We start from the raw sequence: 24,721 nt of genomic DNA, 5'->3' as shown, positions 1-24,721 counted from the left end.
CGCACCCACCCCGCCCACGCCGAGAGGGTGAGCGGGTGGGGTGGGTCAGCCGGCCAGGGCGGCGTTCGCCTGGGCCATGAAGCGGGAGGTCGCGGTGCGGGCGCCGGCCCGCTTGCCGCGGATGCTCTCGGCCGCCTCGATCAGCAGCGTGCGCACCGCCGCGTGCCCCTTGGGCGGCGGCGCGGGTGACGGGCCGGCCAGGTCGTCCAGCTCCGCGCCGAGCGCGGCCATGCGCTTCTCGGCCCGGCCGGTCACCTCCGCGGCCACGAACGAGCGCACCTGCTTGCTGGCGTTCAGGCCGCGTTCGACGCCGAGGAGCCGGCCGGCGGCCACGTTCGTGGTCAGGAAGTCGAGCACGTCCACCACCGCCTCCGGGTGGCGGGTGCCCCGGAAACCGGCCCAGTACATCGACGCGCGCGGCCACTGGGCGGCGGGCGTGCCCGGGAAGGCGACCGCGCCCAGCTCGTCGTCGGTCAGGCTCTGCAACTCGGGCAACTGGTGCGACCACGCGAAGGAGGCCGCGGTGTGCCCGGTGACCACGAGCTGGCGGGCCAGCTCGCCGCTGTCGGCCTGCTCGACCAGCGCGGCGCTCGGTGTGGCCCGGTCGAAGCGCGCCACCTCCCAGAACTCGAACCAGGCGAGCAGTTCGGCGGAGCTGAAGCCGAGCTGCCGCCCCTGGTACAGCTCGCTGCCCTGGCCGCGCAGCCAGAGCCAGAACGCCCGGTAGTCGCCGGAGGCGTCCATCGTGCCCGCTACCCGGTTGCCGGAGGCGCGTGTGACGCGGGCGGCCCAGGTCACGTACTCCTTCCAGGACATCCCGGTACGCGGCTCGGGCTGGCCCAGCCCGCGCAGCAGCCGGCGGTTGAACACCAGCGCGCCGCTCGTCTGCGCGGCCGGCACGCCCACCGTGCGCTCGTCCACCCGGCCGTAGCGGGCCAGCTGCTCCGGCACCTCGCGCAGGTCGAGCCGCTCGTCGGCGACGTACCGGGTGAGGTCGAGCAGGATGTCCCGGCCGGCGTACTCGGCGAGCACTGTGTCGTCGATCTGGAACAGGTCCGGCGCGTTCCCGCCGGTGGCCTGGGTGGCGATCCGGTCGTAGTAGCCGCCCAGCCCCTGCCAGGTGACCCGGAAGCTGACCCGGGGGTTCTGCTGCGAGTACAGCCGCAGCGCCTGTTCGGTGGCCGCGGCCCGGCGGGCGCCGCCCCACCAGAACACGGACAGCTCGATCGGGCCGTCGTCCGCAGCCACCTCCTCCGGGCTGCACCCGGTGAGCAGCAGCGGCAGCGCGCCGGCGGCGAGCGGCAGCCCGGTGAGCGCGCCGAGGAACCGTCGCCGGTCGAGCCCGGGACGGGGTACGGACTGCGGAGCGCGCACTGAATCTCTCCGAAGGTGGGGTGGACGGATCATTTCACCGGCCCCCGGCCGGGTGTCAACGCCGGGCGGGACGGCTGGTGGGCGCGCCCGGCGGCGCGCGCCCGCCATGGTGTACTAGCGCCGTGGAACTTCTGCACTCGGGCAAGGTCCGGGACGTCTACGCCGACGGCGAGGACCTGATCCTGGTCGCCACGGACCGCGTCTCCATCTACGACGTGGTGCTGCCGACCCCGATCCCGGACAAGGGCCGCCTGCTCACCGCGCTGTCGCTGTGGTGGTTCGAGCAGCTGTCCGACCTGGTGCCGAACCATGTGATCTCCGCGACCGACGTGCCGGCGGAGTTCGCCGGCCGGGCGATCCGCTGCCGGCGGCTGGACATGGTGCCGGTCGAGTGCGTGGCCCGGGGCTACCTGACCGGCGGCGGCCTCGCGGAATACCAGCGCACCGGCTCGGTCTCCGGGGTGCCGCTGCCCCGCGGCCTGGTCGAGGCGTCGATCCTGCCCGAGCCGATCTTCACCCCGTCGACCAAGGCGCCGAAGGGCGAGCACGACGAGCCGATCACGTACGAGCAGGTGGTCGACAAGGTCGGGCCGGAGGTCGCGGAGCGGCTGCGGCAGATCACCGTCGACGTCTACCGGCGCGGCGCGGAGATCGCCGCCGAGCGGGGCATCCTGATCGCGGACACGAAGCTGGAGCTGGGCTGGGCTGCGGACGGCACGCTGGTCCTCGGCGACGAGGTGCTCACCTCCGACTCGTCCCGGTTCTGGCCGGCCGAGTCGTACCAGCCGGGCCGCGCGCAGTTCTCCTACGACAAGCAGTACGTGCGGGACTGGGCCACGTCGAGCGGCTGGGACAAGCAGCCGCCCGCGCCGGAGGTGCCGGCCGAGGTGATCGAGGCGACCCGGGCCCGCTACGTCGAGGTGTACGAGAAGCTCACCGGGAACAGCTGGGACTGACGCTCAGTCGACCCAGTCGAGAGTGCGCCGGACGGCCTTGTGCCACTGGCGCAGCTCGCGCTCCCGATGCGCCGGGTCCATCGTCGACTCCCACTGCGCGTCCGAGCGCCACTTCTCCCGCAGCGTGGCCAGGTCGGGCCAGAACCCGACGGCCAGGCCGGCGGCGTACGCGGCGCCGAGGCATGTCGTCTCGGTGATCCGGGACCGCACGACCGGCACGTCCAGCACGTCGGCGAGGAACTGCATGAGCAGCTCGTTGCCGGTCATCCCGCCGTCCACCCGCAGCCGGCGCAGCGCCACGTCGGAGTCGGCGTTCATCGCATCCACCACCTCGCGGGTCTGGAACGCGGACGCCTCCAGCACCGCGCGGGCCAGGTGCCCCTTGGTGATGTAGCCGGTCAGCCCGGCGATCACGCCCCGGGCGTCGCTGCGCCAGTGCGGGGCGAACAGGCCGGAGAAGGCCGGTACCACGTAGCAGCCGCCGTTGTCGTCGACGGTGCGGGCCAGCTCCTCGACCTCGGGGGCGGTGGAGATCAGGCCGAGGTTGTCGCGCAGCCACTGCACGAGCGAGCCGGTGACCGCGATGGCGCCCTCCAGCGCGTACACGGCGGGCTGGCCCTCGATCCGGTACGCCACCGTGGTGAGCAGGCCGTGCCGCGACGGCACCGGGCTGGCACCGGTGTTGAGCAGCAGGAAGCTGCCGGTGCCGTAGGTGCACTTGGCCTCGCCGGGCTGGAAGCAGGTCTGCCCGAACAGCGCCGCCTGCTGGTCGCCGAGCGCGCTCGCCACCGGCACTCCGGCCAGCACCCCCTGCGCGGTGCCGTACACCTCGGCCGAGCTGCGGATCTCGGGCAGCATGGCGGCCGGGACGCGCAGCGCGTCGAGCAGCTCCGGGGCCCAGTCGAGCGTCTCCAGGTCCATCAGCATGGTGCGGCTGGCGTTCGTCACGTCGGTGACGTGCCGGCCGGTCAGCTTCCAGATCAGCCAGCTGTCCATGGTGCCGAACAGCACCTCGCCGCGCTCGGCCCGCTCGCGCAGCCCGTCCACGTGGTCGAGCAGCCAGCGCAGCTTCGGGCCGGCGAAGTAGGTGGCCGGGGTCAGGCCGGTGCGGGCCCGCAGCCGCTCCTCGTCGTACGTCGCGGTCAGCTCGCGCAGCAGCGGGCCGGTGCGGGTGTCCTGCCAGACGATCGCGTTCGCCACCGGGCGGCCGGTCTCCCGGTCCCACACCACTGTGGTCTCCCGCTGGTTGGTGATGCCCACCGCGGCCAGCGACTCGGTGCCGATGTCGGCGCTCGCCAGCGCCTCGCGCACCACGTGCTCGACGTTCGTCCAGATCTCCTCGGCGTCGTGCTCCACCCAGCCGGGCCGGGGGAAGATCTGCCGGTGCTCGCGCTGGGCCACGGCGACGATCTCACCGGCCCGGTCGAAGACGATGCAGCGCGAGGACGTGGTGCCCTGGTCGATCGCGGCGACGAACTCTGCGGTCACGGCAGCACCGTACCCGCCGCGAGCGTCCACCGTCTCCCTCCGGCGGCCCGTACGATCATCAGACGTGCGTGACATTGCCGTGTTCAGCGGGTCGGCCCATCCCGACCTCGCCGCCGAGATCTGCGCCCACCTCCACGTCCCGCTGCACCCGGTCCGGGTGTCCCGGTTCGCCAACGACTGCCTGGAGGTGCAGTTGCAGGCGAACTGCCGGGAGCGCGACGTCTTCCTCATCCAGCCGCTGGTGCCGCCGGTGCAGGAGCACCTGGTCGAGCTGCTGCTCATGATCGACGCGGCGCGGGGCGCGTCGGCCGCGCGGATCACAGTGGTGCTGCCGCACTACGCGTACGCGCGGTCGGACAAGAAGGACGCGCCGCGCATCTCCATCGGCGGCCGGCTCGTCGCCGACCTGCTCACCTCCGCCGGCGCGGACCGGGTGCTGGCCATGACGCTGCACTCGCCGCAGGTGCACGGCTTCTTCAGTGTCCCGGTGGACCACCTGCACGCGCTGCGCGAGCTGGCCACCCACTTCAAGGGGTACGACCTGAGCAACGCGGTGGTGGTCTCGCCGGACCTGGGCAACGCCAAGGAGGCCGCCGCGTTCGCCCGGATGCTCGGCACGCCGGTGGCGGCCGGCGCGAAGCAGCGCTACAGCGACGACCGGGTGCAGATCAGCACGATCATCGGCGACGTGGCGGACCGGGACGTGATCGTGCTGGACGACGAGATCGCCAAGGGCAGCACCGTGATCGAGCTGATCTCGCACCTGCGCGAGCGGCGGGTCCGCTCGATCCGGCTGGCCTGTACGCACGGCCTGTTCTCCAGCGGGGCGCTGGAGCGGCTGAGCGCGCAGGAGGGCGTCCTGGAGATCGTCTGCACCAACACGGTGCCGATCCCGGCCGAGAAGCGGGTGCCGACGCTGGAGGTGCTGTCGGTGGCGCCGGCGCTGGCCGAGGCGATGCGGCGGATCCACAACGGGGAGTCGGTGAGCGCCCTGTTCGCCTGACCGGGCGGGTCAGCCGTCCAGCGGGCCGGTGACGGGCTGGCGGGTGGCGAGCGCGGCGGTGATCCGGACGACTGTGCCGGCGTCGCCGCTCTCCACCTCCATCGCGTCGCTCAGCTCCCGGGCCAGCCAGAGGCCCCAGCCGCCGGCGGTGTCCGGCGCGGGCCGGTCGCGGTCGCGCAGCCGCCGTTCGCTGATGCCGGGCCCGTGGTCGGCGACCTCGCAGACCAGTTCGCCGTTCCGCTCCCAGAGCCGCAGCCAGCCCTGCCCGCCGCCGTGCCGGACCGCGTTGGTGATCAGCTCGTTGACCGCCAGCACGAAGTCGTCCAGCCGTTGGCCGGACAGGCCGGACCCGTGCGCGCAGGAGGTGACCGAGTGCCGCAGCCCGGTCACCTGCGCCTGGTCGAAGGCCGTGGCGAGGAGGAGGGAAGGTTCGATGGGCACAACCGTACGCGGTGCGGGGAGTTCTGCGTCTGTCATGACCCCGTCCCGACGATGCTTCTCGACGACTTTCGCGGCATTTCCACCGTACGTCAGGGTTTCTTGAGCCGCACCGCCCGGGGTGCCCTGGACCGGCTGTGACAGGGTGACGCACATGCCGTCGTCCTCCGGCCTCGAGGGCCCCTTCTGGCGATCGATAGCGGTGTTCCGCTTCGCCGCGCTCGCGTACGTCGGACTGGTCGTCCTGCGCGACGCGGACCGCTACGCGCACCCGGTCGCCGCGGGCGGCGTCCTGCTGGCGATGCTGGCGTGGAGCGGCGTGACGGCGGCCGGCTACGGCCGTCCGGCCGGGCGGCGCTGGCCGCTGCTCCTGGCCGACCTCGGCGTGGTGCTGGCGATCATCCTCGTCACGCCCTGGGTGGTGGGCCGCGCGGCGCTCGCCGCCGGGGTGCCGATGCTGACCGCCGCCTGGCTGGCCGGGCCGGTGCTCGCCTGGGCGGTCTCCGGCGGGCGGCGGCGCGGCGCGGTGGCCGCGCTGGTGCTCGGCGGCGCCGACCTCGCCACCCGGGACCGGATCAGCCCGTCCGCGCTGACCGGGGCGATCCTGATGCTGCTCGCCGGTGTGGTGGTCGGGCACGTGGCGCGGCTGGCGGTGGAGGCGGAGGAGCGGTTGCAGCGGGCGGTGGAGCTGGAGGCGGCCACCCGGGAACGGGAGCGTCTGGCCCGCGACATCCACGACTCGGTGCTCCAGGTGCTCGCGCTGGTCCGGCGGCGCGGCGCGGACCTGGACGGCGAGGCGGCCGAGCTGGCCCGGCTGGCCGGCGAGCAGGAGGCGGCGCTGCGGGCGCTGATCGGCCGGGCGGGCGCGCCGCCGGACCCGGGCGGGGACGAGCAGGACCTGCGCGACCTGATCGACAGGTACGCCTCGGCCACGGTCGTGGTGTCCGCGCCCGCCACACCGGTGCCGCTGCCGGCGCGGGCCGCCGGTGAGCTGGGCGCGGCGGTCGGCGCGGCGCTCGACAACGTGGCCCGGCACGCCGGCGGGCGGGCCTGGGTGCTGATCGAGGACGAGGAGGAGACGGTGACCGTCTCGGTACGCGACGAGGGACCGGGCATCCCCGAGGGGCGGCTGGCGGAGGCCGCCGCGCAGGGGCGGCTCGGGGTGGCGCAGTCCATCCGGGGCCGGGTGGCGGACCTGGGCGGCGAGGTGCGGATCGTCTCCGCGCCCGGCACCGGCACCGAGATCGAGCTGGTCGTGCCGAGGAGCCGCGGGTGAGCATCCGGGTGATGGTGGTCGACGACCACCCGATGTGGCGCGAGGGTGTGGCCCGCGACCTCACCGAGGCCGGTCACCAGGTGGTGGCGACCAGCGGGGAGGGACGGCAGGCGGTACGGGTGGCCGCGGCGGCCCGCCCCGACCTGGTCGTGCTCGACCTCCAGCTGCCGGACATCTCCGGCGTCGAGGTGATCCGCGGGCTGCGCGCCGCGCTGCCCGACGTGCGGGTGCTCATGCTCTCGGCCAGCGGCGAGCCGCAGGGCGTGCTCGACGCGGTCAAGGCCGGCGCCACCGGCTACCTGACCAAGTCGGCCGCACCGGCGGAGTTCCTGGACGCGGTGCGCCGCACGGCGGCCGGCGAGCCGGTGTTCACGCCCGGCCTGGCCGGGCTGGTGCTGGGGGAGTACCGGCGGCTGGCCGCGACGCCGCCCGCCCCGCACGACGAAGCACCCCGGCTCACCGAACGGGAGACCGAGGTGCTGCGTCTGGTCGCCAAGGGGCTGTCCTACAAGCAGATCGCCGACCGGCTGGGCCTGTCCCACCGGACCGTGCAGAACCACGTGCAGAACACCCTGGGCAAGCTCCAGTTGCACAACCGGGTCGAGCTGACCCGGTACGCCATCGAGCGGGGCCTGGACGACTGAGCGGTCAGCGCGCGTCCGGCGGCCGGGTCTCGTGCACCGCCAGTTCCTCCGCGCTGGCCCCGCCGCCGGCCGCGCCGGCGTCGTAGGCGACGTTGTCGGTCTCCTGGTCGGTGTGCGCGCCCTCGTTCGGCTCGACCAGCCGGCCCACCTGGTGGTCGGCGACGGTGCCGAGCTGGCCGTGGTCGTACACCGACACCGGGGAGTCCGGGTCCGAGACCGGGCCCGGGTCGATCACGTCGGCGTCGAGCTGGGCCTGCGCGGCGGCCTCCTCGCTGTCCGCCTCGGCGGCGATGTCCGGGTCGACCGGACCGGCGAGCGGGTCGTCGGCGGGACGCTCGTACTGCTCGCGCTGGAGCTTGTAGTCCAGCGACTCGCCGTCGAGCTGCTCCTCCGCCGTGGTGCCGAACTGGTCCACGGCGACCGGCGTGCGGTCACCGGGGAGCTGGGCCGGCTCGGGGCCGTCCGCCTCGCGCCCGGTCAGCACGTCGTCGTTGGCGGTGGAGTCGTCGTCGGCGGTGTCGGGCAGACCCTCCGCCTCGGGATCGGACACGGGGGTGGGGTACTCGTCGTCGCGCATGCTCGGGAACTACCCACTGCGCTCCCCGCCCTAACCGCGACCGGCCGGGTGGATCGGGAGCAACGGGGCGAAAGGGTACCTCAGTTGTGGAACGCCGCCTCGTCCTCGGCGTACAGCACGCACCACACCACCTTGCCGTCGGGCAGTGCCGTGCTGCCCCAGCGCCGGGCCACCGTGTCGATGAGCAGCAGCCCTCGCCCGCCCACCGAGTCCGCCGGCACCGGACCGCCGTACGCGGGCCGCCCGGCCGAGTGATCCCGGACGGCCAGGTGCAGCGCGCCGCCGCGCGGGGCCAGCCGGAGCGTCATCGGCGTGACGGCGTGCGCCACCACGTTGTTGACCATCTCGGTGACCGCGATGCAGGCCGGCTCGGTCAGCTCCGGCAGCCCCCACCTGGCGCACCCGGCGGCGACCAGCACCCGTGCCTCGCGGGCCGCCTCGACCACCGGGGACAGTTCGGCGTCGAGCGGCTCGGGCGGCGCCTCCGGTGGCGACCCGTCCGGATCGAGCAGCAGTTCGGCGGCGGGCCAGTCGGCGACCGCCCGGCAGACCTCGTCCAGCGCCTCACGTGCCAGCGGGTCGGGGATCCGCACCCCGGACAGGTCCACCAGCAGCAACCCCGGGCGCTGCCACAGCCGGGCGAGCAGCGCGTCCCGTACGGCCTCCACCTCGAAGCGGTCGAGCACCCCGGTCAGCCGGACCGTCGGGGAGGAATCGTCGGCCTCCACCAGGCAACGCGCATCCGTCGGCATGATCGTCCCATTGTGCACGTCGGTCCGTGCCCGCGCACCGGTCCGGTCGACGGGACTCACGGCCGGTCACCTCGGGACCGGCGGCTGATCGCCGCCACCGTGCCGACAGCGGTGCCGGCGGCCAGCCCGACCGCCGCCGTCAGCCGCAGCACCTGACCGCGCCGGCCGGACCACCCGTCGGTCCGCTCCGCCGCCGAGTCCGGCGTGAAGACGGCGCCGGTGGAGTCGGCGCGTACGCCGGGGCCGAACTGGGTGCGCGCGGTGTACCAGCCCAGCACGCGCTCGGCCAGCGCCGGGGCGAGCCGCCACTGGAGCCCGATCAGCCGGGCCGCGCCGCCCGCGTACGCCTCCCGCCGGGGCCGGCGCAGCAGCTTGACGATCGTCTCGGCGACCATCTCCGGCGGGTACACCGGCGGCGGCGGGGTCAGTTCCCGGCCGGAGTGGTTGGCCGCGTGCCGGAAGAACGGCGTGTCGATGGTGGCGGGCAGCACGGTGCAGATCGAGATGTTCCCCCGGCCGGTCACCCGCAGCTCCTGCCGCACCGTGTCGGCCAGCCCGCGGATCGCGTGCTTGGTCGCGTTGTACGCCGACTGGTACGGCATCGCCACCTCGGCCAGCACCGAGGCGTTGTTGACCAGCACCCCGCCGCCGGCCGCGCCCAGCCAGGGCAGCGCGGCGCGCGTGCCGTACACGGCGCCGAGCAGGTTCACGTCCACCACCCGGCGGAACTCGGACACCGGGATCTCGTCGAACAGCCCCACGGTGCCCACTGCCGCGTTGTTGATCCAGGCGTCGATCCGGCCGAACTCGGCCACCGCCCGCCCGGCCAGCCGCTCCACCGCCTCCGGGTCGGTCACGTCGGTGGGCACCACAAGGGCCCGCCCGCCCAGCTCCCGGCAGAACGCCGCGACGCGGCGCAGCGCGGACTCGGTACGGGCGGCCAGCACCACGTCGGCACCCCGGCGGGCCAGCGCGTACGCGGTGGCCGCACCGATCCCGCTGGAGGCGCCGGTGATGACGACTGTGGCGTCGGAGAGGCTGCGGGTCAGCGGCATTCCCCGTCGGTACCCCCGGTCCGGGTCGTCATGCCGACCGTTTTCGACGGTGATCGGGTTCGGTCGGCTGTCGCGTCCACGGGACGCCCTGGCCGGGTGACCCCGATCTGTCAGGTTTGGGCGCACCGGAGCTGGGTTAATGGGACGCTCTGACCGGAGACCCCGCTCGCTAGAACGCATGGAGGTGCACCATGCGCGTCGGCCTTGTATGCGCGCACGCCGGCTCGTCCACCGACGGTCCCACCGTCGGGACCCAGGAGCACATTGCGCGCGTGGCGGCGGAACTCGCCGCCCGGGGCCATGACGTCCGCGTCTACGAGCGCCGTGCCGCTTCCGCCCAGCCCGCCCTGACCGAACTCGACGGCTACCGGGTGGAACGTGTCCCGGTCGGCCCGCCCGACATGCTCTCCACCGCCGAGCTGGTCCCGTTCGTCGCCGAGTACGGCCGCTGGCTGGCCGGGCAGTGGGCCGGGGACTGGACCCCCGACGTGGTGCACGGGCACTACTGGGTCGGCGGCCTGGCCGCCGCCCACGCGGTACGCGCCACCGACATCCCGGTGGTGCAGACGTTCCACTCGCTCGGCGTGGAGCAGTTGCGTCACCTCGGCCGTGAGTACGGCGGGCCGGGGGAGCGCATCCCGCTGGAGCGGGCACTGACCCGGGCCGTGGACGTCGCGGTGGCCCAGTCCAACGACGAGGTCGACGAGCTGACCCGGATGGGCCTGCAACGCACCTCGGTGGCGATGGTGCCGACCGGGGTGGACACCGGCCAGTTCCACCCGGACGGCGAGGCGGCGCCCCGGGACCAGCGGCCGCGGATCCTCTCCGTCGGCGGGCTCGCGCCCGGCCACGGCCAGGACGACCTGATCCGGGCGATGCGGCTGGTCGGTGACGCGGAGCTGGTGATCGCCGGCGGCCCGCCGGTCGAGCGGCTGGACTGGCACGCCGAGGCGCGCCGACTGCGCGAGCTGGCCGAACGCGCGGGCGTGGCGGAGCAGGTGAAGCTGGTCGGCGCGGTGCCGCACGACCAGATGGCCACCTGGTACCGCTCCGCCGACGTGGTGGCCTGCACGCCGCACTACGCATCGGCCGGGCGGGTGTCGCTGGAGGCGATGGCCTGCGGCGTGCCGGTGGTCGGCTACGCCATGGGCGGCATCGCCGACGCGGTGGTGGACGAGGTGACCGGCAAGCTGGTGCCGCCGGGCGACGTGCGCACGCTCGGGGTCACGCTGCGCCGGCTGCTGTCGGACAACGCCGGGCGGTTCGCGTACGGCCACGCCGCGGTGGACCGGGTCCGGTGCAGCTACACCTGGGAACGTACCGCCGCCGCGCTGGAGCGCCTCTACGAGCGGGTGATCGGGCGGCGCCGCCCGGCCACCCCGATCGAGCCGACGCCGGTCGAGGTGACACCGCCGGTCGAGGTGGTCGTCTCCGAACGGGGGCCGGTCGAGGCGGCCTGAACCGGCACCATCCCGGCGCCCACGATCGCCTTCTGGCGGGCGCCGGCATGGTGGTGCTGCGGTTCGGCGTACCGGGTCAGGCCGACCACAGCCGCGAGCGTCACCAGGAAGCCGAGCCCGGCCAGCCACTCCCGGCCGGGCCAGATCTTGTCGTTGAGCAGCAGCAGGCCGACGATCGCCGCGGGGACCGCGCCGGCGGCGTCCATCGCGGCCACCGCCGCCGTGGTCGACCCGCGCTGCATGGCCAGCCCGAGCAGCAGCTGACCGATCACCGAGTGGACGATCAACAGGTAGAGCAGCGGGTCGCGGACGAACGCCTCCACCGACCCGGCCGAGGCGAGCGGCCGGGCCGCCACCGCCGCGGCGGAGAACGCCATCCCGGCCAGTGAGCCGAGCACCACCGACCCGAGCGCGCCGTGCAGCCGGGCGGCGAAGAAGCCGGAAACGGCGATCGCGACCACCGCCACCGCCAGGCCGACCAGCCCGGCGGTGCCGAGTTGCCGCGACGGCGCCGGCTGGGCGGAGAGCACGAGCGCGGTGATGCCGGCGAACAGCAACACCAGCAGGGCCACCTCGGCGGCCGGCAGCCGCCACTTGAGCACCAGCACGCCGAGCACTGCGGTCACCCCGAGCCCGGCCGCCACGCTGGCCTGGACCAGGAACAACGGCAGGTCGCGGCGGGCCAGGAAGGCCAGCACGAAGCCGACGACCTGGCAGGTCAGGCCGATCAGGTACGTCCGGTGCCCGGCGAGGCGCAGCAGCAGCCCGGGATCGAACGTGTGGTGCACGGTGGTCCGCGCGGCCGCGACCGACTGGAGGAGGTTGGCGAAGCCGTACGCGATGATCATCGCCGCCAGGAAGCACCAACCGGAGGAAACCACCTGGCGAGGATAGAGGCTCCGCCCGGGTCAGCGCTCGGCTGGACGGCCGAGCCGGGCCAGGATGTCGTCGTGCAACGCCCCGTTGCTGGCCACGGCGCTGATGTCGGCGGAGCCGGCGCCGCCCGGGGCGGGCCGCCCGGCCAGGTCGGTGATCCGGCCCCCCGCCTCGGTGACGATCGGGACCAGCGCGGCGATGTCCCACAGCGACAGCTCCGGCTCCACCATCACGTCCAGTGCCCCCTCGGCCAGCAGCATGTAGCCGTAGAAGTCGCCGTACGCGCGGCTGCGCCAGGTGTCGCGCATGAGCTGGAGCACCGCGTCCAGCCGGCCGGCCTGTTCCCATCCGGTCAGCGACGAGTAGCAGAAGCTCGCGTCGCCGAGCGCCGTCACACCGGAGACCCGGATCGGCGTGCCGTCCGCCGGGCCGGTGCCGGCGAACGCGCCCGCGCCGAGCGCGCCCCACCAGCGGCGGCCCAGCGCCGGGGCGGAGACCAGGCCGAGCACCGGCCGGTCGTGCTCCAGCAGCGCGATCAGCGTGGCCCAGACCGGTACGCCCCGGACGAAGTTCTTCGTGCCGTCGATCGGGTCGATCACCCAGCGCCGCCCGTCCGGGCCGGCGGGCGGCTGCTCGCCGTACTCCTCGCCGAGCAGGCCGTCGCCGGGACGGTGGGCGGCCAGCAGCGCGCGAATCTCCCGCTCCACCGCGGTGTCCGCGTCGGAGACCGGGGTCAGGTCCGGCTTCGACTCGACGCGCAGGTCGAGCGCGCGGAACCGGGCCGAGGAGACGGCGTCCGCGGCGTCGGCGAGCAGGTGGGCGAGGGCGAGGTCGTCGGCGTACCCGGTCATGACGGACACGCTAGTGGCGGCGGTCGGGCCTTCGACGGCGGGTCGCCGCCGGTCCGCCGGTCAGGAACCGGCGAGCGGGTCGCCGGGGTTGCGCTCCGGCTCGCGCGGGTCGCCCTCGCCGCTGCGCGAGGCCAGCAGCCGGCGGTACGAGGCGAGCCGGCGCGCGTCGGCCTTCCCGGCGGCCACCCAGGCGTCGAGCGCGCAGTCCGCCTCGTCGGTGGTGTGTGGGCAGTTGGCCGGGCAGTCGACCGTCGCCTCGACCAGGTCGGGGAAGCCGTGCAGCAGGCTCTCGGCGGACACGTGCGCCAGCCCGAAGCTGCGTACCCCCGGAGTGTCGACGATCCAGCCGGTGTCGCCGTCGGCACCGGGCTCGGCGGGCAGCCGCAGCGCCACCGCGCTGGTCGAGGTGTGCCGGCCCCGGCCGATCGCGCTGACCGTGCCCACCGCCCGTTCGGCGTCCGGGACGAGGCGGTTGACCAGCGTCGACTTGCCCACCCCGGAGTGACCCACCATCACCGAGACCCGGCCCGCGAGCAGCGCCCGCAGCGCGGCCAGGTCGGAGTCCGGGCGGATCAGCACGTACGGCAGCTCCAGCTCGGTGTAGTAGCCGAGCACCGCCTCCGGGCCGGCCAGGTCCGCCTTGGTGAGGCAGAGCAGCGGCTCGATGTCGGCGTCGTACGCGGCCACCAGGCAGCGGTCGATGAACCCGGTACGCGGCGGCGGGTCGGCGAGCGCGCTGACGATCACCAGTTGGTCGGCGTTCGCCACCACGACCCGTTCCAGCCGCCCCTCGGCGGTGGTCTCGTCGTCGTCGGCGGTACGCCGCAGCACCGAGGTCCGCTCGGCGATGCGCACGATGCGGGCCAGCGCGCCCGGCGCACCGGAGGTGTCCCCGACCAGCCCGACCCGGTCGCCCACCACCACCGACTTGCGTCCCAGCTCGCGGGCGCGCATGGCGGTCACGAGCGGCGCGTCCGGCCCGGCGCCGGGGATCACACAGGTGTAGCGGCCCCGGTCGACGGCGATGACGAAGCCCTCGACGGCGTCGTCGTGCCGGGGCCGGGTGCGCGTTCGTGGGCGCGACGACCGGCCCGGCCGGACCCGGACGTCGTCCTCGTCGTACTCGCGCCGCTTCGTCGCCAGGACGTCCCCCGCTCTCAGTTCTTGCCGGTCACCATCCCCGACCATAGTGCCGGGAACTCCGGCATGGTCTTGGAGGTGCACGCCACGTCGTCGACCTCGATGCCGGGGACGGCCAGCCCGGCCACCGCCGCCGCGTGCGCCATCCGGTGGTCGGCGTACGTGCGGAACGTCCCGCCGCGCAGCGGGCGGGGCCGGATGTCCAGCCCGTCACGGGTCTCCGTGATGTCCGCGCCGAGCGCGGTGAACTCCTTGGCGAGCGCGGTGACCCGGTCGGTCTCGTGGCCGCGGATGTGGCCGATGCCGGTGAGCCGGGACGGCCCGTCGGCGAGCAGCGTGAGCGCGGTCAGCACCGGGGTCAGCTCGCCGACGTCGGAGAGGTCGGCGTCGAGCCCGCGCACGGTGCCCGTGCCCCGCACGGTCAGGCCGTCGGTGCCGAGGCTCACCTCGCCGCCCATCCGGTGCAGCAGCTCCCGGAGCCGCTCGACCGGCTGGAGGCTGCTGCGCGGCCAGCCCTGCAACGTCACCTCACCGCCGGTGACCAGGGCGGCGGCGAAGAACGGCGCGGCACCGGACAGGTCCGGCTCGATCTCCCAGCCGCGCCCGGACAGCGGGCCCGGCTCGACCGTCCACACGTCCGGCGTGGTGTCGTCGACGGCCGCGCCGGCCGCGCGGAGCATCTGCACCGTCATCCGCAGGTGCGGCGCGGACGGCACCGGCGGCCCCTCGTGCCGGACCACGACGCCCCGGTCGAAGCGGGGTGCGGCGAGCAGCAGCCCGGAGACGAGCTGGCTGGACGCGGAGGCGTCGATCACCACGTCGCCGCCGGCCACCCGGCCCGCGCCGAGCACGACGAGAGGCAGGCTTCCGGCCGCTGGCGCGTCGATGCGGACGCCGAGCGTGCGCAGCGCGCCGATCAGCGGCCCGAGCGGGCGGGTCCGGGCATGCGGGTCGCCGTCGAACGTGACCCGTCCGGCGGCCAGCCCGGCCACCGGAGGCAGGAAGCGCATCACGGTGCCGGCCAGGCCGACGTCGATGTGCGCCGGGCCGGCCAGCGGATAGGGACGGACCAGCCAGCGGTCGTCGTCCGAGACGGACATGTGGGCACCGAGGGCGCGCAGGCCACCGGCCATCAGTTCGGTGTCCCGGGCGCGCAGCGGACGGGCGAGTGTCGACGGCCCGCCGGCGAGCGCGCCGAGCACCAGGGCCCGGGCGGTCATCGACTTGGAGCCGGGCAGGCGCAGCGTCGCGGCGACCGGGTCGCTCGCGGTCGGCGCGGTCCACGGCTGCGGTGGACGCGTCGCGGTCGGATTGCTCACGGTCACATTCTGCCAAGCTCGCGGGCCGGTGGAACCGTTCGTCGCCGCTGCTCCCGTTGGGCGGGACAGCCGGAACGTCCGGATGCGGCTAGCGTGGGCGCCATGTGCGGGAGGTACGCCACGACCCGGAGCGCCGCCGACCTGAGCGGGCTGTTCGAGTCGGCCGACGAGACCGGTGGGGTGACGCCGGACTACAACGTCGCGCCGACCGACCCGGTGCCGCTGGTCCGGCTCGCCCCGGAGGGGCACCGGCTGCTCTCCCTCGGCCGCTGGGGCCTGCTCCCGCAGTGGTCGCGCAGCGCCGCCGGGGCCGCCCGCATGATCAACGCGCGGGCCGAGACGGTCGCCACCAGCCGGGCGTACGCGCCGTCCTTCGCCCGCCGCCGCTGCCTGGTCCCCGCCGACGGGTGGTACGAGTGGGTCCGCCTCGCCGACGGCGGGCGCCAGCCCTACTTCATGACCCCGCGGGACGGCTCGGTCCTGGCCTTCGCCGGCATCTGGTCGGTGTGGGAGTCGGCCGGCACGGCCCGGCTCACGTTCAGCGTGCTCACCACCGCTGCGGTCGGCGAGCTGGCCGAGGTGCACGACCGGATGCCGCTGCTGCTGTCGCCGGAGCGCTGGGCGGGCTGGCTCGGCCCGGCCGAGGAGCCGGCGGAGCTGCTCACGCCGCCGGACGCCGGCCTGCTCGCCGGGCTGGAGATCCGGCCCGTCTCCCGGGCCGTGGGGGACGTCCGCAACGACGGCCCGGAGCTGATCGCCGCGGTGGCTCCGGCGGGTGCCGAGACGGCCGCCGGACCGACGCTGTTCTGATCACGCTCCGCCACATTTGCGTGTACCCCTTTGCCGGGGTTGGGCCGGAAAAGTCGCCCGGACGTTCAGTCAGTTTCATTGAAGACTCTTGTCCTTACGTACGCGAATGCGATAGAACACAGCGCCGGTGATGGGCGTCTGTTCGCACGGGGCGGATGACACTCATCGATCTTGTAGAGATCTACGCCGGTTCCCACGGGGGAGGTGGGTGTATTGACACGGGCACGTATGCCGCGTCCGCACGAGGTAGCCGCCGCGCGGCGCGATCCGCGACTGCTGCGGGCGCTGAGCGAACGACGCCAGGACGACGCCTGGCGCACCAGGGGCACCTGTCAGAACGTCGATCCGGAGACGTTCTTTCCGGCACCGAACGAACCGGCCGACGCGGCGGTGGCGCTCTGCCGCACCTGCGACGTCCAGGGCTCCTGCCTGGCATGGGCACTGGAGGTGGGCGACTGCCACGGCGTCTGGGGCGGCACCACGCCGCGTGAGCGGCGCGCCATGCTGGTGGCCTGGCGCAGCGAGGTGCAGCCGGATCCGGACGCGCTCGACGACGCCGGTCCGCCGGTGCGCGACCGGCTGCTCACGCTGGTCCCGCTGAGCTGATCCCGACGTCGCCCGTGGCCCGCTCCGGCAGGTCGCGGGCGACGTCCGTTTCCGCGCCCGAGCACCGGCGGGCCGGCCGGCCCGCGCAGAATGGGCCGGTGCGGCACGACGACGACATCGACACACCACGGGGGCCCGCCCGGCTCCGGTTCGACCCACCCGCAGACGGCGCGGCGGTGCTGGTGCTAGGGCACGGCGCCGGCGGTGACGTGGACGCGCCCGACCTGACCGCCGTGCGGGGCGCGGTGCTCGCCGCCGGGGCCGGGGTGGCCCTGGTGACCCAGCCCTACCGGGTCGCCGGGCGGCGCGCGCCCGCTCCCGCCGGGCACCTCGACGAGGCGTGGACGGCGGTGCTGGCCGAGCTGCGCCGGCGCGCCCCGCGGGTGCCCCACTGGGTGGTCGGGGGCCGGTCCAGTGGCGCGCGGGTGGCCTGCCGTACCGCCGCCGCCGTCGGGGCGGCCGGAGTCGTCGCGCTGGCGTTCCCGCTGCACCCGCCGGGACGACCGGAGCGATCCCGGGCCGGCGAACTGCTCACCGGGCTGCCCACGCTCGTCGTCAACGGCGACCGGGACCCGTTCGGCGTGCCCGAGCCCGGCCCCGGCATCGAGGTGGTGGTCCGGCCGGGGGAGCGCCACGACCTGCGCCGCGATCCGGCCGGCACGGCCGCCGTGGTGCGGGACTGGCTGCGCGTACACGGGTGGTCGTCCTGACCGGGCGCCGCGCGCCGTGACCGTCCGGCGCGGCGGGTCGTTGCACCGGTTGGTGCCGGCCGCCCGGTTCGGGCGCGCCGGGGCCACCCTCCCAGGCCCTTCCTGGTCCCAGCGTCGGTCGCGGCCGAGGCCGGGACCAGGATCGGGTGGGGCCGGAGGAATGCCACGCCCCACAACTCGCGTTACCTCCCTTGGACGACGACAGAGCCAGCGCGAGGGGGGTGACCGGTGCCGATCGAGACACGGAGCCGGGAACGGGACGAACGGGACGAGCGCCAGCTCCGGCGGCTGCTCGACGCGCCGGAGTGGCCCGCGGCGGCGTCGGTCGTGAGCACCGGCACACACTCCGGAAGTGAATCTGCCGGCAAGTGGGTACGCGTATCCTCGGCGGGAAAGCATCCGACGCGAGGGGATGTGCGGTTGACCACCGAGAAGACGGACGAGCGCAGGGCCCGCTTCGAGCGGGACGCGATGCCCTTCGTCGACCAGCTCTACGCTGCCGGACTGCGGATGACCCGCAACCCGGCCGACGCGGAGGACCTGGTTCAGGAGACGTACCTGAAGGCGTACGCCGCCTTCCACCAGTTCGAGCAGGGCACGAACCTGAAGGCCTGGCTGTACCGGATCCTGACCAACACCTACATCAACACCTACCGCAAGCGGCAGCGCCAGCCCATCCAGGCGCCGACCGAGGAGATCACCGACTGGCAGCTCGCCGAGGCGGAGTCGCACACGTCCAGCGGCCTGCGCTCGGCCGAGACGGAGGCGCTCGACCGGCTGCCGGACAGCGACGTCAAGGAGGCCCTCCAGCAGTTGCCGGAGGAGTTCCGCCTGGCCGTCTACCTGACCGACGTCGAGGGCTTCTCCTACAAGGAGGTCGCCGACATCATGGGCACGCCGATCGGCACCGTGATGTCCCGTCTGCACCGTGGCCGACGTAATCTGCGGAAGCTGCTCGAGCAGTACGCGGCGGAGCGGGGTTTCAGCGCCGCCTCGTCGAAGAAGGGTTCGACCGCCGCCGCCGGCCGGGAGGTGTGACCGTGAGCTGTGGACAACCGCACGAGACGGACTGCCGCGAGGTGCTCGCCGAGGTCTACCTATACCTCGACCTGGAGTGCGCCGAGGAGCGCCGGGTGCTGATCCGGCACCACCTGGACGAGTGCGGGCCGTGCCTGCGCGAGTACGGCATCGAGCAGGAGGTCAAGGCGCTCGTGGCCCGGTGCTGCGGCAACGAGGCGGCCCCGGAGAAGCTGCGGGAGCGGCTGCGCCTGCGGCTGACCGAACTGGTGGTCTTCGAGAGCACCGAGTCGCGCGAACTGGCCGACTGACAAGCGACGGAACGGCCCGGGTCCGATGACGGACCCGGGCCGTTCCGCTGTCCGGCTCCTGCGCCGCGCTGATCGGATGATCAGGAGTTGGGGCGCTTGCCGTGGTTGGCGCTGCTCTTCTTACGGGCCTTCTTCTTGCGGGCCTTCTTCGCCATGCTCTGCCTCCTTGTGCTGGTCACGGTTCCGTCCGCGGCTGGGCGCGGCGGAGGTCGCGGTGTGGCTCCCCGGCTCGCCGGTGGCCGACCCGCACGATGCTAGTGCCGTCACCGCCCGCCGGGGCGCGGCGGGGCGGATCGCGCGGCGGTGGTGCGCGGTCCGGCGTGACCGGCGTCATGATTGGATACCGTTCGCAGGATTGTCGGGGAGCTGTCGGGGAGAGGGAGGGCCGGAGATGGCCGAGGAGATCCGCGCCGAGATGGTGGCGAACGTCTGGAAGGTCGTCGTGGCGGCCGGCGACACGGTGTCGGAGGGCGACACCCTCGTCATCCTGGAGTCGATGAAGATGGAGATCCCGGTGGTCGCCGAGTCCGACGGCGTGGTGCAGAAGCTGGCGGTCAACGAGGGTGACGTGGTGCAGGACGGCGACCTGATCGCGGAGATCGGTTGACCGGCCTGCGGGTGCGCCGCGCCGAGCCGGCGGACTTCCCGGCCGTGGCCCGGCTGACCGTCGCCGCGTACGAGGCGGACGGCCAGCTCAAGGACGAGAGCGGGTACGCGCCGGTGCTCGCCGACGTGGCCACGCGCGCCGAGACCGGCGAGGTGCTGGTGGCCGTCGACGACGCCACCGGCCAGGTGCTCGGCGCGGTGACGTTCGTGCTGCCCGGCACCCCGTACGCCGAACTGGCCGGCCCGGGCGAGGCCGAGTTCCGGATGCTCGCGGTGGACCCGGCCGCCCAGGGCCGGGGCGCCGGCGCCGCGCTCGCGGCCGCGTGCGTGGCGCGCGCGACGGACCTGGGCTGCACGGCTGTGGTGATCTGCGTACGCGCCGGGATGGCGGCGAGCGCCCACCGCCTCTACGAGCGGCTCGGTTTCGTCAGGTACCCGGAGAAGGACTGGACGCCGCTGCCCGGGATCGATCTGCGCGGCCTGCGGCTGGACCTGCCCTCGGCAGGCTGAATCCGGCCCGCGGCTCAGCCCTGGCCGGTCTCGCCGATCTTGGCGAGCAGCTCGTCGGCCACCTGGAGCGCGATCCGCTTGCGCTCGTCGTCGGTGATGCCCGGCGCGCGCACCGCGAACCAGCTGCTGTGCACCGCGAACAGCGTGAGCGCGGCACGGAGCTGGGCGGCGGGTGAGTCGTCGCCCCGGCACAGCTCGTGGGCCAGCCGCATCATGCGGTCCCGCATCTGCTGGCCGGCGACCAGGCTCTTGAGCACCGTCTGGTTCTGCTCGAAGAAGCGCATCACCTGGGGCAGGTCGCCGGCGAACATGCTGTCGGCGTACCGGCCGATCAGGGCGCGCCGGGTCGCCAGCGTGGGCGGCTGGTCGGCGGCCCAGGCGATCAGCTCGTCCATCCGGCGCAGCCGGTCGTCGACCAGGCTGGTGACGATCTCGTCCTTGCTCTTGAAGTGGTAGTAGAGCGCCGCCTTGGTCACGCCCAGCCGCTCGGCGATCTCCCGCAGCGACGTCTTCTCGTAGCCCTGCTCGGTGAAGAGTTCCAAGGCGACGGCCTGGATCCGCTCCCGCGTGCCACCTGTGGTCTCCCTCACCGGCCGACATCCTTCCAATCCGCTTGACGTGCGCCCGCCATCAGCTTACCGTCCGGCTAGTAAGCAAACTAGCCGGGCGGCAAGTAAGTCGATCATCCGATCTGCGGGGGAGCCTACCGATGAGTCAACCAGCCCAGGTGACCACCAGACCCAATGTCCGGGTCGTCCTGTTCGGTCTGATGATCGCGATGATGCTCGCGATGCTCGACAACATGATCGTCAGCACCGCGCTGCCGCGGATCGTCTTCGAGTTCGGCGGCGCCGACCACTTCACCTGGGTGGTCACCGCGTACGTGCTCGGTACGACCGTCTCCACGCCGATCTGGGGCAAGCTCGGCGACCTCTACGGCCGCAAGACGGTCTTCCTCACGGCTGTGGTCGTGTTCCTGGTCGGCTCCGCGCTCTGCGGCATGTCCGGCTCCGGCGTCTTCGGCGGCGCCGACACCGGCATGACCGAGCTGATCGCGTTCCGGGCCGTCCAGGGCCTCGGCGCGGGTGGCCTGATGGTCGGCGTCATGGCGATCATCGGTGACCTGGTCCCGCCGCGGGAGCGGGGTCGCTACCAGGGCATGATCGCCGGCATCATGGCCATCGCCATGGTCGCCGGGCCGCTCGTCGGCGGCTTCATCACCGACCACCTCTCCTGGCGCTGGGCGTTCTACGTCAACCTGCCGCTGGGCGGCGCGGCGCTGCTGATCCTCGCCACCACCATGCACCTGCCGAAGTACCGCACCGAGCACAAGATCGACTGGCTGGGCGCGGCCCTGCTGTCCGTCGGCATCACCGCGATCGTGCTGGTGACCACGTGGGGCGGCAACGAGTACGACTGGGTCTCGCCGCAGATCCTCGGCCTGGCCGTGCTGGCGGTGCTCGCGCTCGCCGCGTTCGCGCTGGTCGAGCGCCGCGCGCCGGAGCCCATCCTGCCGCTGAGCCTGTTCACCAACCGCAACTTCGCGCTGATCTCGGTGATCGGTTTCCTGCTCGGCTTCGCCATGTTCGGCGCGATGAACTTCCTGCCGCTCTACCAGCAGACCGTCCAGGGCGCGTCGGCCACCAACAGCGGACTGCTGCTGCTCCCGCTGATGTTCGGCATGCTCGTGGTGTCGCTCGTGGTCGGCCGCACCATCACCAAGACCGGCCGCTACCGGGCCTTCCCGATCATCGGCGGCGTGGTGATGGCCGCCGGGATGGGCCTGCTCAGCCTGCTGGACGTCGACACCAGCAAGACGCAGTCCTCGCTCTACATGATCGTGCTCGGCGTCGGCATGGGCTTCCTCATGCAGACCTCGATGCTGATCGCGCAGAACAGCGTGGAACAGAAGGACCTCGGCGCGGCCAGCGGCGCGGCCACCTTCTTCCGGTCCATCGGCGGCTCGTTCGGCGTCTCCCTCTTCGGCGCGATCTTCGCCAACCGTCTCGCCGACTCGGCGGCCGGTCCCGCGTTCGCGGGCTCGGGCGGCGGCGAGGGCGGCGCGATGAACCTGGAGGCCCTCAAGAAGCTCACCGGCCCGATGCGCGAGGCGGTGCTCGGCGGCCTGTCCGACGCCATCTCGTACGTCTTCTTCTGGGCCGTCCTGTTCACAGTGGCCGTACCGGTGCTCGCCTGGTTCATCAAGGAGGTGCCGCTGCGCGCGACCAACGACGTGCCGCCGGCCGGCGCCACACCGGAGGACCAGGCCGAGGCCGCGCTCGGCAAGGCCCCCGTCGCCTGACGCACCGTCGCGGCCCCGCGCCCCACCCAGGGGTACGCGGGGCCGCCGCGTATCCGTTCCCATGAGGGTGCCCAGGTGCCCAGGTGTCCTTGTGCCCCGCTGCTCGCCAGTTCGGGGAGATGGCGGGGTCCGGGGCAGGTTGATCGCGCCATCTCGCGGAGGTGGCGAGGCGCCGGGCCCGGGAGCCGGTGCGCGGGGAGGGCCTGGGGCCGTGGGCGCCGGCAGCTCGGGGAAGTGGTGCGGTCCAGGGCGAGTTGATCGCGCCACTTCGGCGACGTGGTGGGCCAGTGCGTGTCCGGGTGCTCGGCGAGGTGTTGCGGTGCCCACCGCCCGGTGCCCGTCGCCCCCAGTTCGGGTGAGTGGTGGGGTCCAGGGCGGGTTGATCGCGCCATGTCGGGGAGGTGGCGGGGCTCACGCCCTGGGAGCCCGTGTCCGGGTGGGGATGAGCCGTGGTCGCCGCGCGGTGCTCGCCAGTTCGGGGAGGTGGCGGGGTTGGAGGGGAGTTGATCGCGCCCCTTCGGCGAGGTGGCGGGCCTGCGGGTGTTCGAGTCCTCGGCGTGGCCGCTCCGGGCGGGCGTGTCCGCCAGTCCGGGGAGGTGGCGGGGTTGGAGGGGAGTTGATCGCGCTACTTCGGCGAAGTGGCGGGCCTGCGGGTGTTCGAGTCCTCGGCGTGGCCGCTCCGGGCGGGCGTGCCCGCCAGTTCGGGGGAGTGGCGGGGTCGGGCACGGACTGATCGCGCCGCCTCGGCGAAGTGGTGGCGCTCGGCGGGCTGGTGCGGACCGGGGCGGGCAACCTCGGGGCCAGTGGGGGAGCCTGGCAGGGACGGCCCGCGGGGAAAGCAGGGGTTCCCACGGGACGGATTCGGGGCTCAGCCTCTGCGGAACAAGGCGATGAGGCGGCGCCAGAGACGGCGCAGCGGACCGCCGCTTGCACCGGCGATGAGCGAGTCGGCGGTGGCGCGGGCGGCCGGGTCGAGGGCCGGGGTGGCCCGCGCCAGGTACGCCAGCGACACCGCCACCGGGGTACGCCGGATCGGCCCGGACGCCACCTCGGCGACCCGCCCGGCCACCAGCGCGGCCACGTCGGCGCGGGTGTCGGGGTGCACCCAGGCGGCGGTGACCAGGGCGAACAGTGCCGCCTCGGCGGCCGGGCCGAGATCGCCGGCGGCCAGTTCCCCCAGCACCCGCCGCCGGGTCGACCGCTCCCACGGCTCGTCGGTGCGGTGGTGCAGCAGGCCGAGGCAGGCCCAGACCTGCGCACAGCGCGTCCACAGTGCCGGATCCTGTCCGCCGAGCACCCGGCCCAGCGCGGTCTCCGGCGCCTCCGGCGGGTGTGCCAGCAGGGCCAGCAGGTCGGCGAGGTCCAGTGTGGCCAGCCCGACGGCGGCGTCGTACGCGGCCGGCGGGTGCGCCCAGGCGGGGTGCGCGAGCTGCTGGAGCCGCCGTACCGCCTCGGTCGAGGGGGCGGGACCGTCCGGGGCCGGGGCGTCGTCGCCCGCCGGGGTCACCTGACCGAGCCAGGGGCGCCCTCGGCAGCACTCGGCGAGGTCGCCGTGCTCGTGTGTGTCGTCCGGGTGGTCGCGGACGAAATCGGCGAGCGCCACCAGGTGGTCCACGTCGCCGTCGCGCAGGTAGCGCAGCCGGTGCGCGGTGTGCACGGCGCAGTCGAACGCGGGGTCCTTCGCCAGCGCCCGGTCGATCCAGCCCAGCGCCGCGTCGAGCCGGCCGTGGTCGGCCAGCGTGCCGGCGATGTCCGCGTAGACAGCGAGGTCGTCGGGGTCGAGCGCGACAGCGCGTTCCAGTGCGGCGAGCGCCTCGGCGGTCCGGCCGGCGCTGCGGTACGCGTACCCGAGCCACACCTCGCCGAGTTTGGTGGGCTGTGCGCGTACCCCCCGGGTGGCCCAGGTGACGGCGAGGGTGACCTCGCCGAGGCGCCGGGCCAGCGCGGACGCCGCGCCCAGCAGCAGCGGATGGGCCGGATGGACGGTGATCGCGTTGCGGGCCAGCGTGAGGTACGGCGCGAGCGGCTCGCGCAGCCGGCGCGGCGCGGGGTCCGGCGCCGCCGCGCAGACCTGCATGAGGATCCGGGCGGTGCGCTCGGCATCGAGGCGTTCCGGCAGGTCGGCGGCGGTCACCCAGGGTACGGCGGCCCAGGGCGCGGCGGGCGCGTAGCCGGTGGCGGCGGCGAGCAGGTCGAGTCCCTCGGCGGGGCGGCCGGCGGCGGCGAGCAGGTGCGCGCGGGCCACCACGGCGCCGACGAACGCCTGCTGACCGAGCGGGAAGAGGTCCAGGTCGCCGCCGCTCGCCGCGTTCAGCCGGGCGAGCGTCTCGTGCGCCTCGGGCAGCGTGGGGGAGCGGACCAGCGCCGCGGCCACGTGGTCGGCGGCGTGCCGCAGGTCGCCCTCGCCCAGTGCCAGCCGGGCCAGCGCGAGTTCCTCCTCCGCGGAGAGCGCGGCGTCGTCCTCGGGCACGTCGTCCTCTCGCCAGGGGGTCGGTCAGCCGGGCAAGCCTAGGGGATCTTCCGTCGATTAGTGATCCACTGCGCACTCCTGCTCGTTGCGTTGATTAGAGCCGCTCAAACGTGCAAGACTGAGCATCGAACGCGCGGGAAACGCGCAGAAGGAGGTTCTGGAGTGACGCG

General features: G+C 74.1%; 26 protein-coding genes. 13 read left to right on the top strand and 13 right to left on the bottom strand.

The features are described from left to right. Positions 1–45 precede the first annotated feature (45 nt). The gene (locus tag ACN27D_RS08765) at positions 46–1,374 is read right to left on the bottom strand and encodes an ABC transporter substrate-binding protein (protein ID WP_421498888.1); all 1,329 of its coding nucleotides are present in this window, start codon (positions 1,372–1,374) and stop codon (positions 46–48) included. A 122-nt stretch (positions 1,375–1,496) separates the two neighbouring features. Here ACN27D_RS08765 and ACN27D_RS08760 point away from each other — a divergent pair, with 122 nt between their 5' ends. Beyond that, entirely contained in the window at positions 1,497–2,330 is an 834-nt protein-coding gene (locus ACN27D_RS08760) for a phosphoribosylaminoimidazolesuccinocarboxamide synthase (RefSeq protein ID WP_120573265.1), read from the top strand. Between the two features lie 3 nt (positions 2,331–2,333). On the opposite strand, the gene glpK is transcribed toward ACN27D_RS08760, so the two are convergent. After that, entirely contained in the window at positions 2,334–3,818 is a 1,485-nt protein-coding gene (gene glpK, locus ACN27D_RS08755; RefSeq protein ID WP_421498887.1) for a glycerol kinase GlpK, read from the bottom strand. Between the two features lie 64 nt (positions 3,819–3,882). Between glpK and ACN27D_RS08750 the strand changes: the two genes are divergently transcribed. Beyond that, positions 3,883–4,821, top strand: a complete 939-nt coding sequence (locus tag ACN27D_RS08750; protein WP_120573267.1) for a ribose-phosphate diphosphokinase — start codon at positions 3,883–3,885, stop codon at positions 4,819–4,821. A gap of 9 nt (positions 4,822–4,830) precedes the next feature. Here ACN27D_RS08750 and ACN27D_RS08745 read toward each other — a convergent pair whose 3' ends face one another. After that, positions 4,831–5,298, bottom strand: a complete 468-nt coding sequence (locus ACN27D_RS08745) for an ATP-binding protein (protein ID WP_120573268.1) — start codon at positions 5,296–5,298, stop codon at positions 4,831–4,833. A 115-nt stretch (positions 5,299–5,413) separates the two neighbouring features. Between ACN27D_RS08745 and macS the strand changes: the two genes are divergently transcribed. After that, positions 5,414–6,535, top strand: a complete 1,122-nt coding sequence (gene macS / locus ACN27D_RS08740; protein ID WP_421498886.1) for a MacS family sensor histidine kinase — start codon at positions 5,414–5,416, stop codon at positions 6,533–6,535. An 11-nt stretch (positions 6,536–6,546) separates the two neighbouring features. Beyond that, positions 6,547–7,179, top strand: a complete 633-nt coding sequence (locus ACN27D_RS08735; protein ID WP_181726793.1) for a response regulator — start codon at positions 6,547–6,549, stop codon at positions 7,177–7,179. Positions 7,180–7,183: 4 nt separating this feature from the next. Here ACN27D_RS08735 and ACN27D_RS08730 read toward each other — a convergent pair whose 3' ends face one another. From ACN27D_RS08730 to ACN27D_RS08720, 3 genes are all read right to left on the bottom strand, one after another. Continuing rightward, entirely contained in the window at positions 7,184–7,756 is a 573-nt protein-coding gene (locus ACN27D_RS08730; RefSeq protein WP_421498885.1) for a DUF5709 domain-containing protein, read from the bottom strand. 80 nt (positions 7,757–7,836) lie between these two features. Then, positions 7,837–8,508 (bottom strand): ATP-binding protein, encoded by a 672-nt coding sequence (locus ACN27D_RS08725; RefSeq protein ID WP_421498884.1) that lies wholly within the window; start codon positions 8,506–8,508, stop codon positions 7,837–7,839. A gap of 56 nt (positions 8,509–8,564) precedes the next feature. After that, the gene (locus ACN27D_RS08720; RefSeq protein WP_120573273.1) at positions 8,565–9,563 is read right to left on the bottom strand and encodes an SDR family oxidoreductase; all 999 of its coding nucleotides are present in this window, start codon (positions 9,561–9,563) and stop codon (positions 8,565–8,567) included. A 191-nt stretch (positions 9,564–9,754) separates the two neighbouring features. On the opposite strand from ACN27D_RS08720, the gene ACN27D_RS08715 reads away from it, so the two are divergent. Further along, positions 9,755–11,023, top strand: coding sequence for a glycosyltransferase (locus ACN27D_RS08715; protein WP_421498883.1), 1,269 nt, complete (start codon positions 9,755–9,757; stop codon positions 11,021–11,023). Here ACN27D_RS08715 and ACN27D_RS08710 read toward each other — a convergent pair. The 4 genes from ACN27D_RS08710 to aroA are packed head-to-tail and all read right to left on the bottom strand — an operon-like array spanning position 10,906 to position 15,209. After that, positions 10,906–11,871: a hypothetical protein gene (locus ACN27D_RS08710; RefSeq protein ID WP_205776165.1), complete on the bottom strand. Its 966-nt coding sequence runs from the start codon at positions 11,869–11,871 to the stop codon at positions 10,906–10,908. The genes ACN27D_RS08715 and ACN27D_RS08710 overlap by 118 nt on opposite strands. A 60-nt stretch (positions 11,872–11,931) precedes the next feature. Then, positions 11,932–12,750, bottom strand: a complete 819-nt coding sequence (hisN, locus tag ACN27D_RS08705; protein ID WP_421498882.1) for a histidinol-phosphatase — start codon at positions 12,748–12,750, stop codon at positions 11,932–11,934. 60 nt (positions 12,751–12,810) lie between these two features. Continuing rightward, the gene (rsgA, locus tag ACN27D_RS08700) at positions 12,811–13,938 is read right to left on the bottom strand and encodes a ribosome small subunit-dependent GTPase A (protein WP_421498881.1); all 1,128 of its coding nucleotides are present in this window, start codon (positions 13,936–13,938) and stop codon (positions 12,811–12,813) included. Beyond that, complete coding sequence (gene aroA, locus ACN27D_RS08695; RefSeq protein ID WP_120574139.1) at positions 13,908–15,209, bottom strand: 3-phosphoshikimate 1-carboxyvinyltransferase; 1,302 nt, start codon at positions 15,207–15,209, stop codon at positions 13,908–13,910. The genes rsgA and aroA overlap by 31 nt, the downstream gene beginning before the upstream one ends. 102 nt (positions 15,210–15,311) lie before the next feature. On the opposite strand from aroA, the gene ACN27D_RS08690 reads away from it, so the two are divergent. From ACN27D_RS08690 to rsrA, 5 genes are all read left to right on the top strand, one after another. Beyond that, positions 15,312–16,019 (top strand): SOS response-associated peptidase, encoded by a 708-nt coding sequence (locus ACN27D_RS08690; protein WP_252452907.1) that lies wholly within the window; start codon positions 15,312–15,314, stop codon positions 16,017–16,019. Positions 16,020–16,232: 213 nt separating this feature from the next. Continuing rightward, a complete protein-coding gene (locus ACN27D_RS08685) occupies positions 16,233–16,625 on the top strand; it encodes a WhiB family transcriptional regulator (protein ID WP_013288375.1) in 393 nt (130 codons plus the stop codon). Positions 16,626–16,723: 98 nt separating this feature from the next. Next, a complete protein-coding gene (locus tag ACN27D_RS08680) occupies positions 16,724–17,335 on the top strand; it encodes an alpha/beta family hydrolase (RefSeq protein WP_120573277.1) in 612 nt (203 codons plus the stop codon). A 228-nt stretch (positions 17,336–17,563) separates the two neighbouring features. Continuing rightward, positions 17,564–18,373: a sigma-70 family RNA polymerase sigma factor gene (locus tag ACN27D_RS08675; RefSeq protein ID WP_120573278.1), complete on the top strand. Its 810-nt coding sequence runs from the start codon at positions 17,564–17,566 to the stop codon at positions 18,371–18,373. 2 nt (positions 18,374–18,375) lie between these two features. Beyond that, positions 18,376–18,663 carry a mycothiol system anti-sigma-R factor gene (gene rsrA / locus ACN27D_RS08670; RefSeq protein ID WP_013288372.1) on the top strand — a complete coding sequence of 96 codons (288 nt, stop codon included), beginning with the start codon at positions 18,376–18,378 and terminating at the stop codon, positions 18,661–18,663. An 80-nt stretch (positions 18,664–18,743) separates the two neighbouring features. On the opposite strand, the gene ACN27D_RS08665 is transcribed toward rsrA, so the two are convergent. Next, entirely contained in the window at positions 18,744–18,818 is a 75-nt protein-coding gene (locus tag ACN27D_RS08665; RefSeq protein ID WP_369752275.1) for a 50S ribosomal protein bL37, read from the bottom strand. Between the two features lie 236 nt (positions 18,819–19,054). On the opposite strand from ACN27D_RS08665, the gene ACN27D_RS08660 reads away from it, so the two are divergent. Together ACN27D_RS08660 and ACN27D_RS08655 are read left to right on the top strand one after the other, a co-directional pair. Next, on the top strand, positions 19,055–19,270 hold the full coding sequence (locus ACN27D_RS08660) for a biotin/lipoyl-binding carrier protein (protein WP_135241895.1): 216 nt from the start codon (positions 19,055–19,057) through the stop codon (positions 19,268–19,270). Beyond that, positions 19,267–19,779: a GNAT family N-acetyltransferase gene (locus ACN27D_RS08655; RefSeq protein WP_121686311.1), complete on the top strand. Its 513-nt coding sequence runs from the start codon at positions 19,267–19,269 to the stop codon at positions 19,777–19,779. Before ACN27D_RS08660 ends, ACN27D_RS08655 begins: the two co-directional genes overlap by 4 nt. Positions 19,780–19,793: 14 nt before the next feature. Here the strand turns inward: ACN27D_RS08655 and ACN27D_RS08650 are convergent, their stop codons facing one another. Beyond that, positions 19,794–20,369 (bottom strand): TetR/AcrR family transcriptional regulator, encoded by a 576-nt coding sequence (locus ACN27D_RS08650; protein WP_120573280.1) that lies wholly within the window; start codon positions 20,367–20,369, stop codon positions 19,794–19,796. Between the two features lie 119 nt (positions 20,370–20,488). Here ACN27D_RS08650 and ACN27D_RS08645 point away from each other — a divergent pair, with 119 nt between their 5' ends. Continuing rightward, positions 20,489–22,081 (top strand): MDR family MFS transporter, encoded by a 1,593-nt coding sequence (locus ACN27D_RS08645; RefSeq protein WP_421498880.1) that lies wholly within the window; start codon positions 20,489–20,491, stop codon positions 22,079–22,081. An 868-nt stretch (positions 22,082–22,949) separates the two neighbouring features. Here the strand turns inward: ACN27D_RS08645 and ACN27D_RS08640 are convergent. Then, positions 22,950–24,551, bottom strand: a complete 1,602-nt coding sequence (locus ACN27D_RS08640) for a tetratricopeptide repeat protein (RefSeq protein ID WP_358176350.1) — start codon at positions 24,549–24,551, stop codon at positions 22,950–22,952. Between the last annotated feature and the right edge of the window lie 170 nt (positions 24,552–24,721).

This window comes from Micromonospora sp. WMMD1274 (genome assembly GCF_049179035.1).
In the GTDB taxonomy this organism is placed as follows: domain Bacteria; phylum Actinomycetota; class Actinomycetes; order Mycobacteriales; family Micromonosporaceae; genus Micromonospora; species Micromonospora tulbaghiae.
Note: the sequence above shows the minus strand (reverse complement) of the source record. Positions and strands in the feature narration are given on the sequence as shown.